This window comes from Roseofilum reptotaenium CS-1145, from assembly GCF_028330985.1.
Classification (GTDB): Bacteria; Cyanobacteriota; Cyanobacteriia; order Cyanobacteriales; family Desertifilaceae; genus Roseofilum; species Roseofilum reptotaenium.
This window is the reverse complement of the sequence record NZ_JAQMUE010000088.1, coordinates 124699-139456: the sequence shown is the minus strand read 5'-3', so window position 1 is coordinate 139456 and position 14758 is coordinate 124699. Positions and strand designations below refer to the sequence as shown.

The 14758-nt window shown below is 46.9% G+C and carries 17 protein-coding genes and 1 tRNA gene; 3 read left to right on the top strand and 15 right to left on the bottom strand.

Annotated features, from left to right (window positions below; genetic code table 11):
* Positions 1–23: 23 nt before the first annotated feature.
* Positions 24–1019: a thiamine-phosphate kinase gene (gene thiL, locus PN466_RS20160; RefSeq protein WP_271943036.1), complete on the bottom strand. Its 996-nt coding sequence runs from the start codon at positions 1017–1019 to the stop codon at positions 24–26.
* A 49-nt stretch (positions 1020–1068) separates the two neighbouring features.
* On the opposite strand from thiL, the gene PN466_RS20155 reads away from it, so the two are divergent.
* Positions 1069–1623, top strand: coding sequence for a cofactor assembly of complex C subunit B (locus tag PN466_RS20155; protein WP_271943033.1), 555 nt, complete (start codon positions 1069–1071; stop codon positions 1621–1623).
* A 47-nt stretch (positions 1624–1670) separates the two neighbouring features.
* Here PN466_RS20155 and PN466_RS20150 read toward each other — a convergent pair whose 3' ends face one another.
* Positions 1671–2027: a DUF3155 domain-containing protein gene (locus tag PN466_RS20150; protein ID WP_271943030.1), complete on the bottom strand. Its 357-nt coding sequence runs from the start codon at positions 2025–2027 to the stop codon at positions 1671–1673.
* Positions 2028–2308: 281 nt separating this feature from the next.
* Here PN466_RS20150 and PN466_RS20145 point away from each other — a divergent pair, with 281 nt between their 5' ends.
* Positions 2309–3592, top strand: a complete 1284-nt coding sequence (locus PN466_RS20145) for a sensor histidine kinase (RefSeq protein WP_271943028.1) — start codon at positions 2309–2311, stop codon at positions 3590–3592.
* Between the two features lie 24 nt (positions 3593–3616).
* Positions 3617–4198 carry a DUF1802 family protein gene (locus PN466_RS20140; RefSeq protein WP_271943025.1) on the top strand — a complete coding sequence of 194 codons (582 nt, stop codon included), beginning with the start codon at positions 3617–3619 and terminating at the stop codon, positions 4196–4198.
* Between the two features lie 76 nt (positions 4199–4274).
* On the opposite strand, the gene PN466_RS20135 is transcribed toward PN466_RS20140, so the two are convergent.
* The 13 genes from PN466_RS20135 to ndhN form a co-directional block, all read right to left on the bottom strand.
* A complete protein-coding gene (locus PN466_RS20135; protein ID WP_271943022.1) occupies positions 4275–4871 on the bottom strand; it encodes an esterase/lipase family protein in 597 nt (198 codons plus the stop codon).
* A 95-nt stretch (positions 4872–4966) separates the two neighbouring features.
* The gene (gene rplL, locus PN466_RS20130; protein ID WP_271943019.1) at positions 4967–5359 is read right to left on the bottom strand and encodes a 50S ribosomal protein L7/L12; all 393 of its coding nucleotides are present in this window, start codon (positions 5357–5359) and stop codon (positions 4967–4969) included.
* A 48-nt stretch (positions 5360–5407) separates the two neighbouring features.
* Positions 5408–5956 carry a 50S ribosomal protein L10 gene (gene rplJ / locus PN466_RS20125; RefSeq protein WP_271943204.1) on the bottom strand — a complete coding sequence of 183 codons (549 nt, stop codon included), beginning with the start codon at positions 5954–5956 and terminating at the stop codon, positions 5408–5410.
* A 267-nt stretch (positions 5957–6223) separates the two neighbouring features.
* Positions 6224–6940: a 50S ribosomal protein L1 gene (gene rplA, locus PN466_RS20120; protein WP_271943017.1), complete on the bottom strand. Its 717-nt coding sequence runs from the start codon at positions 6938–6940 to the stop codon at positions 6224–6226.
* A 119-nt stretch (positions 6941–7059) separates the two neighbouring features.
* Positions 7060–7485, bottom strand: coding sequence for a 50S ribosomal protein L11 (rplK, locus tag PN466_RS20115; RefSeq protein ID WP_271943014.1), 426 nt, complete (start codon positions 7483–7485; stop codon positions 7060–7062).
* Positions 7486–7507: 22 nt separating this feature from the next.
* Positions 7508–8143 (bottom strand): transcription termination/antitermination protein NusG, encoded by a 636-nt coding sequence (gene nusG, locus PN466_RS20110; protein ID WP_390890045.1) that lies wholly within the window; start codon positions 8141–8143, stop codon positions 7508–7510.
* Positions 8143–8370, bottom strand: a complete 228-nt coding sequence (gene secE, locus PN466_RS20105; RefSeq protein ID WP_271943008.1) for a preprotein translocase subunit SecE — start codon at positions 8368–8370, stop codon at positions 8143–8145. The genes nusG and secE overlap by 1 nt, the downstream gene beginning before the upstream one ends.
* Positions 8371–8921: 551 nt before the next feature.
* Positions 8922–9008, bottom strand: a tRNA-Ser gene (locus tag PN466_RS20100).
* A gap of 236 nt (positions 9009–9244) precedes the next feature.
* Complete coding sequence (locus tag PN466_RS20095; protein WP_271943202.1) at positions 9245–11053, bottom strand: R3H domain-containing nucleic acid-binding protein; 1809 nt, start codon at positions 11051–11053, stop codon at positions 9245–9247.
* 99 nt (positions 11054–11152) lie between these two features.
* Positions 11153–12298, bottom strand: coding sequence for a circadian clock protein LdpA (gene ldpA, locus PN466_RS20090; RefSeq protein WP_271943005.1), 1146 nt, complete (start codon positions 12296–12298; stop codon positions 11153–11155).
* A gap of 200 nt (positions 12299–12498) precedes the next feature.
* Complete coding sequence (locus PN466_RS20085) at positions 12499–13242, bottom strand: salt stress protein, Slr1339 family (RefSeq protein ID WP_271943002.1); 744 nt, start codon at positions 13240–13242, stop codon at positions 12499–12501.
* A gap of 56 nt (positions 13243–13298) precedes the next feature.
* Entirely contained in the window at positions 13299–13922 is a 624-nt protein-coding gene (locus PN466_RS20080) for a VWA domain-containing protein (protein WP_278003160.1), read from the bottom strand.
* Between the two features lie 68 nt (positions 13923–13990).
* Positions 13991–14458 carry an NAD(P)H-quinone oxidoreductase subunit N gene (gene ndhN, locus PN466_RS20075; protein ID WP_271942999.1) on the bottom strand — a complete coding sequence of 156 codons (468 nt, stop codon included), beginning with the start codon at positions 14456–14458 and terminating at the stop codon, positions 13991–13993.
* Between the last annotated feature and the right edge of the window lie 300 nt (positions 14459–14758).

Genomic DNA, 14758 nt, shown 5'->3' with positions numbered 1-14758 from the left:
CAGGCAATGGACTAACCGGTACCTCATGAAAGTGGAAAATGCTGGAATCCCCAACTTCGATCTAAGGTCAAATTGGGGTTTTGTCGATCCTTACGATCGATCAGTTCAATGCGATTGCCCCCGATTAATTCTCCAATAATGGCTGCCTCTTCCCCTAATGTCTCCACGAAAGGATGAGCGACTTCTGGGGGAAGGCACAACACCAACTCAAAATCTTCTCCTCCATAGAAAGTCCAATGGCGAATCTCTGCTTCAGAAAGTACAGAGGTTAAACCCTGAGCAGTGGGAATTTGACTTAAATCAATCCTCGCGCCAACGCCACTGGCGCGACAGATTTGATCTAAGGCATCGGCTAACCCATCGCTGCTATCCATTCCGGCGATCCGTTGCGGCTTTAAATTCCATAATTTGGGTAGAACATCTAAGCGCGGCTTGGGATATTGATGCGCTTTAATGAATTTTTGGCGATCGCCCGGTGACAAAGTCATCGACCACTGAGGATTTAACAAACATTCTAGGCCAGCACGGGAGGCTCCATGAACTCCTGTGACTACAATCAGATCGCCAGGTTTTCCCGTATGGCGTTGACAGAGGCGATCGGGTTTAACTTGTCCCAAAGCGGTAATACTAAGGGAAATAACCGGCGATCGCACTACATCCCCACCAATAATGGCTGTCTCATGGGGTTTTAAACCGTCGTTCATCCCTTCATAAAGTGACTCAACCCACTCCACCTCTGTATCTGCCGTTAAACTTAACCCCACGGTGATCCCTAGGGGACAAGCGCCCATAGCAGCTAAATCTGATAAATTAGCGGCTACTGCTCGCCATCCGACGGCATGGGGGGGAGTCGTGCGATCGCTAAAATGGACTCCATCCACCAACACATCTGTGGTCACCACCATGCGGTATCCTGGAGTCAGATCCAGTACTGCCCCATCATCCCCCACTCTATGGGCAGCACAAAACCGGAAGAGACGCTGCAAAAGCCCCTGTTCCCCAACTTCTCTCACCTTCATGGCCACATCGTAAAATACTGAAAACGTCTTCTATACTTTAAACCCTGACATGATCGGCGAAAATCCTGCCTTAATTCCCCTCCTAATCCTGACCCTTCTGCTGTGTATCGGTCTCTTTTTCTTTATTCGAGCCTCCGTTAAAGACCGAACAGAAGAAATCACCCTCATAGCTAACGTCACAGAAGAAGAATTACTTCCCCAACTGCAAACCTATTTTGACAACCGAGCCTACCAGGTTACAGCTCTAGAGAGCCAAACCCAGAAAATCACCTTTGAGGGAACTGTTCAACCCAGTTGGTTTTTAGCCATTTTTCTCTCTTTTTTAGCTACTCTTGGCCTACTTTGTGGTAATCTTGTAATCTCTACCGTATGGTCTGACTTTCCCCCAATCCTATGGGCGATCGTCTTCCTTGCCCCGGGTGCAGGTCTTTTCTACTGGAAGGGCGCTTATCGCACTGAACAAGTGGAGCTACAAGTTCAATCTCTTGAGCCATCCACGGAAGTGGCGCAAAGTCTGATTGCGGTCAGAGCGCACCGAGATGAACTCGCTGAACTTCAGAAAGCCTTACAATCTTTGCTTTGTAATGAGGCAGAGTTAAGCTGAAACTCTGCCTCATAAGCTCCCTGAGTTACCTGAAGCTTGACACGCTGCTATCCGATCGGATAAGGTGTATCAACTTGTTTGGCTTCAGTTATGATAGCTCCCAGTAGCATTGATGGGGGTTGCAGGTCATCCGGATGTTTCAGACTGGGAAACAGAAAATGGTTTTCCTCAACATATTGAGCGCCAAATAAACCTTTTTCTGCCCAAAAATACCGATCCGTGGTATGCTCATTCCGCTTGACCAATAATAAAGCGGGTGGGATAATCCCTTGAGCGCGAATAAATTTTCGAGCTGCTGTTACGGGTTTATCTTCTCCGCTTTCAATGCTATACTGAGGAACTTGTTCGAGGATACGCCGTCCTTCCTGGCGACGACGACTTTTGCGCTTACGTCTCCTAGCCAAATCTCCTTACCTCCCCTTTTAGCAGACAGATGTAGTTGTGGTTACAAAATACGTGCAGATTATATCGGTTTCTATGAAAAAAATCAATCAGTCTTAAGATAAATCAACAAAATTCCCTAATCATACTGACGCGATCCCTATGCAGATCCCCATCGGTAGAACCGGTTAAAGCTACTGAAGTCGCGGAAACCACTACAATAGGGAAAATGGAATTCAATTTGGGTATTCCTTAAATGTGTAATGTTGTGAATTCCTAACGTCCCCGCTTAAGTTCTATCCTCATGTTAAGGCCTGCCAGTTCGGACTTTATTGAACTGTGTCGATCGCAAATCTCCTTGTTGACCCAATCGTTGGGAGCATCTTTGAGTGCAGTTTATCTGACGGAACATCATCTAGACCGGTCGTTTACCCAACTGATTCCGATCGCCGCTTACCCGGATCGGGCAACTCCTTGGACGGAGTTGAAGCCGATCTCTTTTCTTCCCTATGAGGGATACTTGCAAGGTCTTGCTCCTTCTTTACCCGATCCCCTCGATCCGCAGCTAGAATCAGCCGCATCGCAAGTACTGCCGCAACCTCATCAACTGATCCTACCGCTGGTCAAACAAAAAATGTTGATGGGGTTTTTAGTCACCCAACGGGAGGATCGGCAATGGAATGAACTCGAGCGAGAACAAATTCAACATATTACCAATACATTGGCGATCGCCTGTTTGTTGGATCAACGGGGTCAATGGTCTGAACATCGCTATCAACAACAGAGTAAGCTGCAAACGAAGCGTCATGAACTGTTCCATAATTTTCTCCATCAATTCCGTAATCCTCTAACCGCTCTGCGAACTTTTGGGAAACTGCTGCTCAAACGATTGCCTGCTGCCGATCCGAATCGGGCGATCGCCGAAAATCTTCTGCGCGAAAGTACTCGCCTCCAGGATTTGCTGCAACATTTTAACCAATCGATGGATTCTCTAGAAGTGTCGGGAAACACTCTGAATGGGGAGAATCTTTCAGAACAACGACTGTTGAGTGCAAGTCCTTCCTCTGTACCTCAACTTCCGGCTTCCCTAGGTGAGATTTCCCTCACGCTTCAATCGTGCGCCATTGAAGACATTTTAGACGCTCTTTTACCGTCTATTGAGGCGATCGCTCAAGAAAAGGGATTGGGTCTCAATTGTCAAATGCCGGCTAATTTACCGCTCATTGAAGTCGATCCCACGGCGTTGACGGAAGTTTTGAATAATCTTTTAGAAAATGCAATTAAATACACCCCCGCTCCAGGAACGATCTATCTACAGGTCACGGCTCACGAGACTCAAAATCAACTGTTGATGGCCATTAGTGATACCGGCCCAGGGATTCCCCAAGAGGATCTCCCCGAGGTGTTTAAGCGCCATTATCGAGGGGTTCAAGCTGAGGGGGAGATTCCTGGAACGGGTTTAGGTTTGGCGATCGCCAAAGATTTAACCGAACAAATGCAGGGAAGCCTAAACGTTTTTAGTCCAGCCGCCTATCCACCTGACGCGACCCAAGGCACAACGTTTGTAGTCCGTTTACCGATTCCGTAAGTTCATTTTGAGGATCAATTAAGTATGGTGTTGTCAACTCGTGCCTTAAAAGAATGGGCGATCGCCATCCAAGCCTTAGAAACGGGCGAAATCATCTGCCTTTGGCGCAAAGGAGGCATTCAAGAAACCGAAAAACGCTTTCAGGTAGATCGGGATTGGGTGTGGCTCTATCCGACTTATGAGCATCAAAAACCTTCTTTGCTCAAATCGGTCTATGCGGCTCAAGTTAAGCCGGTTCCTTCTGGATGGCATCCTGATAAAATTACCATTAGTAGTGGGGCAAAGGTTACCGATGTTTTAGAACTCACGGAACCGGAGCAAATTCAGGGATTATTTCAAAACTTGTTTGCTGAACAGATTTGGACTGAAGACTTTATTGGCGATCGCCTGCGCTGGAAACCTCAAAAACCGCTCTCTCTTCTCCTCCTAAGGGTTTATCGCTTACCAGAACCGGCGATCGTGCCCTACGATGCGAGTTATGGCGGCTGTAAATCTTGGATCGATCTACAAACTGCGATTTCTGGCGATCGGCTCTCTCCTGTTCTCAGTGATTCCATTTATGAACAACGATGTAACCGAATTCGAGCACTTTGCGCTGGGGAATAGGGAATAGGGTTGTGGTACATGGAGAGAAAGGATTCAACACTGTCCCTCATAACGCAAGCAAAGCGCTGTAACTGTCCTAACCCACTCCTGTTTTCTTCAGGTATTGACCCACTAACTCAATGATGCGATCGTCCGTTAACATCCAAGGATGAATCAGAACAGGAACCGTGATGTTTTTCCCCACAGGAACATTGGAACTTTTAGCAGGCAAAATCATTAAATCGTTGGGTGTCCAAATGGAGGTAAATTGAACGGAGTTCAGTTGATCGAAATCTCGGTTTAAATCTTGCAAAAACTGGCTCTTGGGGCGCATTTGCAAGCAACCAGGATTTTGTCGCACGTAGGACATTAAGCTACCATGATGGGGAGACGATAACGTAATGAAGCGATCGCATCGCTCTAACCCTCCCAAGCGCTGTAAATAGTACCGGCTAATGATTCCGCCCATACTAAAGGCAACTATATCGAGGTGTGTATCTTGGCTAAACGTTCGCTCTACATACCCTTGAATCTGTTCAGCTAATCGATCTAAACCCACTTTGCCATTGTTGGGAACTAAATCTAGGGCATGAGTCAACCATCCTTGACGCTCTAACACCGCAGCCATTTTCCTAAACACCGCTCCAGTGTCATCAATGCCATGAATGAGTAAAACTGGATTGCGAGTCGTCATACAAAAAGCCCACAGAGAGAAAACAAGAGTCTAAATAAAAGAAAAGAGGGGATTGAATCCCCCCTCAAAGTATATCAATTCAGGCCAATGGTTCTCTATTTAATGCTAACTTTAGCGCCTGCTTCCTCAAGCTGCTTCTTCGCATCTTCTGCCGCATCCTTAGCCACTGCCTCTTTAATCGGTTTAGGCGCAGATTCGACCATTTCCTTGGCTTCCTTCAGACCCAAGCCAGTAAGGGCGCGAACCACTTTAAGAATGGCAATCTTCTTATCAGCAGGAACTTCTTCGAGAATCACATCAAATTCAGTTTTCTCTTCTGCTTCCTCAGTCGGAGCCACAGCATTAGGGCCAGGAGCCATCATCATCATGCCACCGCTCGCCGCAGCACTCACCCCAAAGGCTTCTTCGATTTGCTTAACCAATTCAGAAGCTTCGAGCAGAGAAAGGGTTTTCAGTTTTTCCAGAATTTCGTCAGTAACAGCAGACATAGTTAGGTATACTCCGTATTAGTCATTTACGATCAGGTGAAGGGGATTCTAAGCAGCATCACTGCCAGCATCCCCTCCTTCTTTGTCCACGTAGGCCTGAAGGCCACGGGCAATAGAGGATGGAACTTGATTAATTCCAACCGCCAGTTTGGTCGCCACACCATTGATTGCCCCAGCAATTTGAGCAATGAGTTCCTCTTTAGAGGGCAACTCACCAATGGCTTTAATTTCTTCCTCGGAGAGGGCACGGCCTTCCATGACCCCACCCCGAAGAATAGTTTTCTTGGTGGCTTTTTGAAAGCCTTGGTAGGCTTTAATTGCCCCACCAATATCGTCTTTAACCAGCAGAAAGGCTGAAGCATCGGAAAGGAACTCCTTCATCGGTTCCCAAGCTTCATCCCCTTCTACGGCTTTACGCATCAGGGTATTCTTGGTTACCTTACAGGTGGTTCCTGTTGGGCGTAGTTGTCGCCGTAAATCAGTGATTTCAGCAACAGACAGACCTTTGTAGTCAATGACAACAGCGAGTTGGGCATCCTTCAAGCTTTCTTGAAGTTCGGCGAGGATCGCCTTTTTATTTTCTAGGGTTCTCCCCATTGATGTGTTACCTCCATGGTCTGAGTCAGACATTACTCCGACTTTGGCATTAGTTGCCCAAAAGCAATGCCCCGACGGGGTAGCCGGGGCGTTGCTAGCGAAAATGATCGACCCAACCAGACTAGACTGACCTGGTAATGGGAAATTAAAGAACACTTTCGATGGGCCTCGGCAGGAAATTAAGCAGTAAGCACCTGCTATCTTGGGCTGAATCGATATAAAAAATTCAGAGGTTTAGAGTTTTAGATGCATTGCAAGTTGCACAAGTTAGGCAGCTTCACCAACTTTGAGGTCTCGTAAGAGGGAAGTATCGACCTCAATGGGCGGACCCATAGTGGCACAAACATAAACGGTGCGCCAGTATCGGCCTTTAGCACCAGACGGTTTGTTGCGATCGATCGTTTCCTGGATGGCTTTGAGGTTTTCCAAGAGATCTTCCGCACTAAACGCGGCTTTACCAAATAGGATATGGACGATCCCGGTACGGTCTGCCCGGAATTCGAGTTTACCCGCTTTGACTTCAGAAATGGCTTGAGCCACATCCAAGGTTACTGTTCCCGCTTTCGGTGAAGGCATCAATCCACGGGGCCCCAGTAAACGACCGAGTTTTGCCACTTTAGGCATCATGTCTGGAGTGGCAATGAGGCGATCGAAGTCCATACGTCCTTTTTGGATCTCATCAATCAGTTCTTCCGAACCAAAGACATCTGCTCCAGCACTGGAGGCTTCTGAGACTTTTTCCCCTCTAGCAATAACAGCGACTCGAACCGTTTGCCCTGTTCCTTTAGGTAAAACTACAGTCGTTCTTAATTGCTGGTCAGTATATTTGGGATCAATTCCTAGGCGAATGTGGGCTTCTGCCGATTCTGGGAATTTGGCTGTGGCTGTCTCTTTGAGTAACTGGATAGCCTCTAAGGGTTCATAGGGCCGCTCTTCTACTTTTTTGTACAGCTCCTGCAGTCTACGCGATCGCTTTGTAGGCATGTTTTTTTGGATCTCCTGGGGTGGGTAACGAAGGTTTGACTTCTCCCCCGCTTTAGTTCAATTACAGTTGTCTTAAGAGTAGACAATTTTATTATGATAGCACAAGAAGAAAACTTCTTCTAGTCCACCACTTTGACTCCCATATTTCGGGCAGTTCCGGCCACAATATTCATAGCTGCCTCGATATCATTAGCATTCAAATCAGGCATTTTGGTTTGGGCAATTTCTTGCAGTTGGGCGCGGGTAATGCTTCCTACTTTTTGTTTGTTGGGTTCGGCAGAACCTCTCTCAATTTTGGCCGCTTTTTTAATTAGCACCGAAGCAGGAGGGGTTTTGAGAACAAAGGTAAAACTGCGGTCTTCATAAACAGAGATTTCAACGGGAATCACCATTCCAGGTTGATCGGCCGTTTTCGCATTATATTCTTTGCAGAACATCATGATATTCACCCCATGTTGACCCAGTGCGGGACCAACCGGAGGTGCAGGGTTAGCTTTACCCGCAGGTAAAGCTAATTTAATCAGAGCAACAACTTTTTTAGCCATTGGCAATCATCCTAAATTGACTTTATTGTTTTTCCACTTGATTGAACTCTAGTTCAACTGGGGTATCTCGACCAAAAATAGAAAGGAGGGCTTTGAGTTTGCTCCGTTCCGGACTCACCTCAATCACTTCTCCTTCAAAATCTTTAAATGGCCCAGATAAAACCAGGATTTTGTCACCAGGGGCCATATCAATTTTGACCACTGTTTTATCTTCCTGGGTCTGTTTGAACATACGCTCGACTTCTGTTGGACTCAGGGGAAGGGGTTTAACATGCCCCCGTCCTCGACCGTAGCGACGTTTTTGTTCTGCCCCTACAAAGTTAATCACATTGGGGGTGTTTTTGACTACAGGCCAAGTTTCATCGTCCAGAACCATATGGATCAAGACGTACCCAGGAAGGACTTTTTCTACCGTCTGTTGAGATTTTCCTCCCTTACGGAATTGAACCGTTGATTTTTCCGGAATTTTAACTTCCAGAATGCGGTTAGCTACGTTGAGAGTTTGCTTACGTTGTTCGAGGTTATTTTTAACCCGCTTTTCACAACCGGAAGCAACCTGTACAGCATACCATCTGGGTTTTTCAGCCGGTTTGTTGTCGGTTTCCTGGAGGTCTGTTTCTCTGGGGTTAGACTCGAAAGACTCCTCTGATACCATGATCAAAATACCTGACTGGCTGTCCAAATAAATAGTTTATCGACTGCAAAGATCAGGAAGGCAAATAATCCAACCATGGACATTACAGCAACAGACTCACTGATTAGTTGTTGGCGAGAAGGCCAAACAACTTTTTGCAGTTCGTCTTGCGTTCCTTGCAGAAATTTCTGGGTAACCTCTACGGGATTGTCTGTTTTTTCTGGTACTTGTGCGGTTTCTTTTTTGGCCACAGTGTTTGGATCTCCCTTCTGATTGAGTGATGGGGTGAGGATTGAGTTCTTCCCATGTTATTGAGCATGGGTTTCTCTTTCTTTACCCTGACGTTAATCTCCAGTCTAGCGAACCTGTCTTGATTTTTACGACCTTTACACCACTTCCTTTCAGCCAGTTCTGGCAGTCCTAAGCGGGACTTGATGACAGACTGGCCAAGATCAGGGGCTAACGCGCCCTGGAGGATTTAAACCCCAAACACTAACCATATCATGATTTTCACAAAAATCATCGAAAATTTTGGGTCTGAAACCCCGTCGTTCAGCGAAGCGTAGAAAGGCTTAGGGTGATATAGTTGATTTAATTAACACTGAGACACTCTAAGAGAGTCTACAATAACGGTATATAACGGTATTTGTAGGGGCGAAAAATTTTTCGCCCCTACAAAAATGTCTCACTGTTATTTGAATTGACTATAGTAAAAAAACTTTGTTTGAAATATGTGTAAATAACCGTTGAGCGATCGCGCTCACGAAAGCGAGACTCTAGTTTGGGTAAGTTTTATTTAATACGGAGAGAGAGGGATTCGAACCCTCGTTAGCGTTTCCACTAAACGACATTTCCAGTGTCGCGCCTTCAACCACTCGGCCACCTCTCCAGGTGAAACTGATGGGAAATAGGTGATTTACCTACCGGTTTACAACTATATCATCAGTTGCTTTAATCAGTCAAGCAGGAGTAAGGTTGAGTTTTGAGATCTTACTCCTGTCTGACTTATAGCGTGAAGCGCTAGGCAATAGGCAGTAGGGAAAAAAATTTTTTTGCCCCTACTTGTGTACAAGGTTTTGAACATTCAACCCTGCCTTCCATAACGCAAGTAAAGCACTGTAAGCCTCAAGCCGGATAAATCCGTAGACGGCGATTGGGTTCTTCACCGAAACTATCGGATTTGAGCCGATAATGCTCCACTAGCTCATGTTGCATCTTGCGAACTTTTCCAGAGCGGGGCAGCAGTTCTACCGGTTGTCCCTTGGGAATCACAATCTGTTCTACAGCCAAGCGTGCTTCTTCGAGAGCTTCTAACTCATCTTCTGCACCACTGTGGGCAAAGAGATTTAAGTCGATCGCCTCATTGACATGGGAGGTATCGAGATCCAGCAGTCGTTGCAGGGTGCGAATCATCTGGGGAACCGTGTTCGACTTGAGCGTATGTACCGGTAGATGGCGGGATCTGGCCATTTGTTTGAGTTTCCCTTGGTTTTTCAGATGCGATCGCAACGCCAACACCGCATCCGCACCATCAATATCCTTGGTCAGCAATACCGGTATATTCAACGTGCGAATCACCTGCTCCAATTGATGGCGACTAATCCCATAGGGGTAGATATGCAACGGCCAATCCTCTCCATTAGGCCCGGTAGGTCGCTCTTGTTCTCCAGTGCGACTAAAGGAATCTTCCAACATCTGATGAAACGACTCTTGCTCTGGGGAAACCGCTTGCGGAAAAGAAGCATATTTAGAATCATTGGAGACCGGGAACATATGACCCTGACTGCGCCAACCCTTGACCCCCTGAGCCTTTGACCACCCTTGAGTCTCTCCTACCGCACTATTAGATAAAGGCACTGGAGTGAGATGATTAGATTGGCCATGATGACCAGAACGGCGACCTGTAGGCCGTTGAATGGCTAACCCATTTTCTGTGGTTTCATGGCTAATCACCACTTCCCCTTGCTCATTGACGGTACGCACTTGGGGAGTCGGTTGTCGGCCGCGCAATAAACCATCGATCATGTCATCAACTTGTTCGTGGACAATCCACCGTTGACGCTCTTGCATTTCAATGGCAATCTCGAACGTAGGGGGGGACTTGCGCTCTAAAACTGTTTTTTGTGACCCCCGTCGCCGAGCTTCATCATCGCCTAGGGTAACGGCTTGAATGCCACCGACTAAATCGGAAAGAGTCGGGTTTTTAATCAGGTTTTCCAGTTGATTCCCGTGAGCGGTTCCCACTAACATGACTCCCCGTTCGGCGATCGTCCGAGCGGCTAAGGCCTCTAGTTCCGTGCCGATTTCATCAATCACAATCACTTCGGGCATGTGGTTTTCCACGGCTTCAATCATCACTTGATGCTGAAGTTCTGGACGAGCCACTTGCATCCGTCGAGCGCGACCGATGGCAGGATGGGGAATATCTCCATCACCCGCAATTTCATTAGAGGTGTCAATAATCACGACGCGCTTATCAAGTTCATCGGCCAATACCCTGGCAATTTCCCGCAGCGCCGTAGTTTTGCCCACACCGGGACGACCCAGCATTAGAATCGATTGTCCACGCTCGACTAAATCCCGAATCATACCAATCGTGCCAAAGACGGCTCGACCCACCCGTAAGGTCAAGCCAATAATGTCTCCGGTACGGTTGCGAATGGCACTGATCCGATGCAGGGTTTGTTCGATACCCGCCCGGTTATCGCCACCAAAGTGACCGACTCGATCTAAACAGTATTGAATATCTTCTCGGCTTACGGGAGTTTCGGTAATATACTCAGCCGCTTGTTTGGGAAATCGAGCCTCTGGGAGACGACCTAAATCCAGGACAACTTCAATCAGTTGACCGCAGTTGGTATGGTTGTCTAAATTGTGGCGGATGGTCACCGGTAAAATGTCGAGCAATTGCTTTAAGTCGTCGGCCATATCCATCGAGGGTTGTTTGGGCATTTGAGTGTTGGAGGATTCAGGTATCCGAGGCAGTTCAAAAGCGTTCATAAAATCGATATTTAATAGGGGAATAGGATTGGCTTAGGGGGGCGGGGGTTTGAGTTGAGAGATTAGGGTATGGGCTAACTTGACCCCAGCCCAGAGAAGGTCAGGATGGTCTTCTATATGGGGATAGGCCAATCCCTGGAAAGATTCGGTTTGGGTTTCCGATGGCTCCAAGGGTTCCAAAATGGGAGAGAGTAGGACACGAGCATAACTACCATAGGCAACACCTATAATGGGGGATTTTAGATCGGTCAATGGGTATGAGGTCGATCCAAGCTTGTTTGTCTCTGGGGTTCCCAAGAGTCCTAGGCTTTTGAGCTTGGGAACGGTATAGTCGTTCGTTCCTCCTGCCAGTTGTAAGGCTCCTGGAAATCCGGATTCCATAACTTTTTGGGCGAGTTTGATGGTACGGTGGGTGGTTCCGGAGCTGATATCCCCACTCATGGGACGACCATCCAGTTGCCAGATTACAGGACAGGGCAGGGGTTGCACGAGTTCATGGAGAGACCATAGATAGTCGATGAGGCGATCGCCGTCTGGACAGCTAATGGCGATTAACCGCAGGGATGCCGTGTGCGGTGCGATCGCTTGCCAAAGACGCTTGAAGTCTGTATAATGGGAGGTCTGGGTATGAATTTCTAAGGCATCAATCCCTGCCTCGACAAGTTGAGGAACAAGGGTTTGAGGCATGGAAATGTAAGAGCGAGTCACAATTCGGTTGTGGGGACAAATGGGGATACACCGGCCGCAACCATAGCAACGTTGGTCAATCACACCAATTTCTGGATGAATGGCCAGTTGGATTGCTTGCGCAGGACAGACGGCTTCGCAGGGGCGGGGACAGTCTGGGGGACATGACGATGGGTCAAATTCGGCTTTGCGAAAATGGGGATCTTCTCCGTCGTTCAGGCTAGCCATGATTAGGGGATCGTGGGTTTTGCCCGGTTGACCGAGTTGGCGTTGCCAGGTTTCGGTTTTGAGTTTACGGGCGGCAAAGATGGCCTCTTGAACTACGGCGACAATGGCCGGATCGGCCGCCACATCAATACAGTCGGCTCCCGCGAGGGTGTAAGCCAACGTTAGGTTACGAATAGCAGGGATATGTTGGTAACTGGCCCCGCAGATAAGCTTGAACCAGCGGCGATCCCCGATCGAGTTTAGGGCAGGGTACAGTTGAGTCACCCTTTTAAGATAAGGCCTTGTGGCCAAAATGGGGAAGTGTACAATCACAATAGATAAAGTCTAGATCTCAATTGCTTGAAATTGAGATCTAGAGTTAAGGTGAGATTATTTGTAGTATAACAGAAATATTGTGTAGTACAAATAATCTCTAATGAGATTTAATTTTAATCATCGGATTAAAACCCCCTATCTCCCTATCCCTATTCTTCCAGAGCTTGTAGATAGTCCAGAGCAGCTTCTAGGCGATCGCTATATCCTTGAGCAAAGCTATCAAACCAAAAGCCCTCATCAGAGTAGGTATCGAGCCGTGCCAACCATTCCCTGGCACGAGGTTTGAGAGCTTCTCGTTGCTGGCGGCGTTTTTTTTCTTCCTGTTGAGCCGCTTCTCGTTTTTGGCGTTCAATGGCACGATTTTGGATATAGCGATCGCGCATATTATCGAGTACATCATCTGTCTGAGCCGCAGATGCTTTTAGCGCTTCGAGTTGCGATCGCATTTGCATCGCCCTTAAACGTACCTGCTCTAAATCTTGTCCTTTACCACTCGAGTGTTCAGAACCCTGTTGTTTTTGCACCGTATAACGTTGTCGAATCTGTTCTAAATTTAATTCCGAAGGTTCAGAGTCCGCAGTAGGCGCTTTTTTTTCAGGTTGATATCGTTGGCGAATCTCGTCTAAATCCGATTCTGAAGTTTGAGACTCCGCAGTAGCTGCTTTTTTTCCTTGCTGATACCGTTGGCGAAGCTCATCTAACCCAACTTCCTCTCCCTCTACATCATTCCCATGTACAAACCCAGACTTAATATCAGAGAGCAAATCATCCATTGGTTCATTCTCTTGGTTCTGCTGAGGAAAGCGATCGAGAGGGGGAGGCTGGCGATCTCCGGGCTGTTTCTGCTGATGTTGAACCTTCAACTCATTCAAGAAATCATCAATAGAACTCATTGTCTACCTAACCTCCCCAATACACTAGGAGATCAATGATCCCCTAATCTCTAACCCTAATCATAGATAGCATTCATCAATACATCTGTCAGGGTCATGGACTCCATTTCCTCCATGATAACAGTATCCACAATGTCGAATTTCGCACCGACTTCAACCATCCGGTCATCTAAAGCCTTAAGAAACTCGGTTACTTTGGGATCTTTGCCTACTTGGATAAAAGAAATAGCTAACTCTTCATCGCGGTCAATTTTGCTTGAGGCATCTCGAATTAAGGCAATGGCACCTTTCTTTTCTTCTTCTCCTTCAATACCATCGGTAATCACTAAAAACGTTTCTCCGTTTTCTTTCGCTTGACCAGCCGCTTTACGCTCAAAATAATTATTGAGGGCATGTTCAAGCACTTGATCGAACTTAGTGACTCCAGAGGGAGTATTTTCTTGGAAAACTTGTTCTACCTTACTAGCCGTGACGTTATCATAGCGGCGGAAGTTAGCGGAAAACAAATAAACGGTAATTCCATCTGGATCGAGTTTTTCACAGAATTGGGCTACCTTAAATGTAGATTCTTGGGCCGCTTGCCACCGACTTTTACCTCCCGGTTGATCTTGCAGCGACATACTATTACTTTTGTCGATAATTAGAGTATAGTCGCGGTTTTTTAGAATCTCTTCTGCCATAGATATGATCTCCTTGATAGATAGCGCTTGGCGCGGGTAGATAATGGGTAATGGGTAAACCGTTTTTTCTAGAGGGCTTGTTTTAGAGGAAGCCAGCGAACATCGCGATCGCCTCCTAATTCCACAATCAGTTTTACCTTAGGTTCTAGACTAGGCAACGCCGCTAGATAACCGAGTTCTTCTGACGATAGGATATGACCTTCGATAATCCACAACAGTAGCCCCTTTGACTTGGCAGGCAGTTGAGCGAGTTGGGTTTGAATAATGGGCGGAATAAAGTAGACATCACCGACGGCGGCTTTTTTACCACTGCTCTTTTTACCGAGGTGGGGAGGACGTACCCCATGCACTCCAGTTAAATAAGCGGATAAATCTCCTAAACCTCTTGCGTCTAGGGACAGTAGTGTATAACCGGCTGCACGGACGCGGCGGATATAGCGTCCTTCCTCTCCTCCTTCTAGGGGGACATACATGCCCAGTGCGCCTTCGCTCTCTAAGTCTCGAATTAGCTTCTTACCTGTGATAATTAGTGCCATTCTCTTACCTGACCTGATGTAATTCAGGTTTATTTTAACGTGAGTGAGGCATTTTTACTGTGGGGCGATGGACTCAAGTCTGGGAGCAATCAATGCTAGTCGAAGGAGATTCAATTACTATGGTTAATTAAGCCGGTTCAAATATTTGACAAAAGTCATCGACATAGCAGAACCGTTCTTCTAAGCTGGTAGTTATGAGAAGGGATCAGGCTGATAATTTCTCACAAGTCAGCGTACCCGATGCTCGTATTCATTATTTTCTAGCGATCGCTTATCCCGAACTCAGGTTAATTATTCATT

Excerpts from the sequence above, each read along its gene's own strand:
- PN466_RS20095 (WP_271943202.1), bottom strand. The coding sequence starts at position 11,053 with ATGGATATGGCCGACGACTTAAAGCAATTGCTCGACATTTTACCGGTG.
- rplK (WP_271943014.1), bottom strand. The coding sequence starts at position 7,485 with ATGGCTAAAAAAGTTGTTGCTCTGATTAAATTAGCTTTACCTGCGGGT.
- PN466_RS20140 (WP_271943025.1), top strand. The coding sequence starts at position 3,617 with ATGGTGTTGTCAACTCGTGCCTTAAAAGAATGGGCGATCGCCATCCAA.
- PN466_RS20080 (WP_278003160.1), bottom strand. The coding sequence starts at position 13,922 with ATGGCAGAAGAGATTCTAAAAAACCGCGACTATACTCTAATTATCGAC.
- rplJ (WP_271943204.1), bottom strand. The coding sequence starts at position 5,956 with ATGGGGAGAACCCTAGAAAATAAAAAGGCGATCCTCGCCGAACTTCAA.
- PN466_RS20135 (WP_271943022.1), bottom strand. The coding sequence starts at position 4,871 with ATGACGACTCGCAATCCAGTTTTACTCATTCATGGCATTGATGACACT.
- PN466_RS20155 (WP_271943033.1), top strand. The coding sequence starts at position 1,069 with ATGATCGGCGAAAATCCTGCCTTAATTCCCCTCCTAATCCTGACCCTT.
- rplA (WP_271943017.1), bottom strand. The coding sequence starts at position 6,940 with ATGCCTACAAAGCGATCGCGTAGACTGCAGGAGCTGTACAAAAAAGTA.
- PN466_RS20085 (WP_271943002.1), bottom strand. The coding sequence starts at position 13,242 with ATGAGTTCTATTGATGATTTCTTGAATGAGTTGAAGGTTCAACATCAG.
- PN466_RS20145 (WP_271943028.1), top strand. The coding sequence starts at position 2,309 with ATGTTAAGGCCTGCCAGTTCGGACTTTATTGAACTGTGTCGATCGCAA.
- thiL (WP_271943036.1), bottom strand. The coding sequence starts at position 1,019 with ATGAAGGTGAGAGAAGTTGGGGAACAGGGGCTTTTGCAGCGTCTCTTC.
- ndhN (WP_271942999.1), bottom strand. The coding sequence starts at position 14,458 with ATGGCACTAATTATCACAGGTAAGAAGCTAATTCGAGACTTAGAGAGC.
- rplL (WP_271943019.1), bottom strand. The coding sequence starts at position 5,359 with ATGTCTGCTGTTACTGACGAAATTCTGGAAAAACTGAAAACCCTTTCT.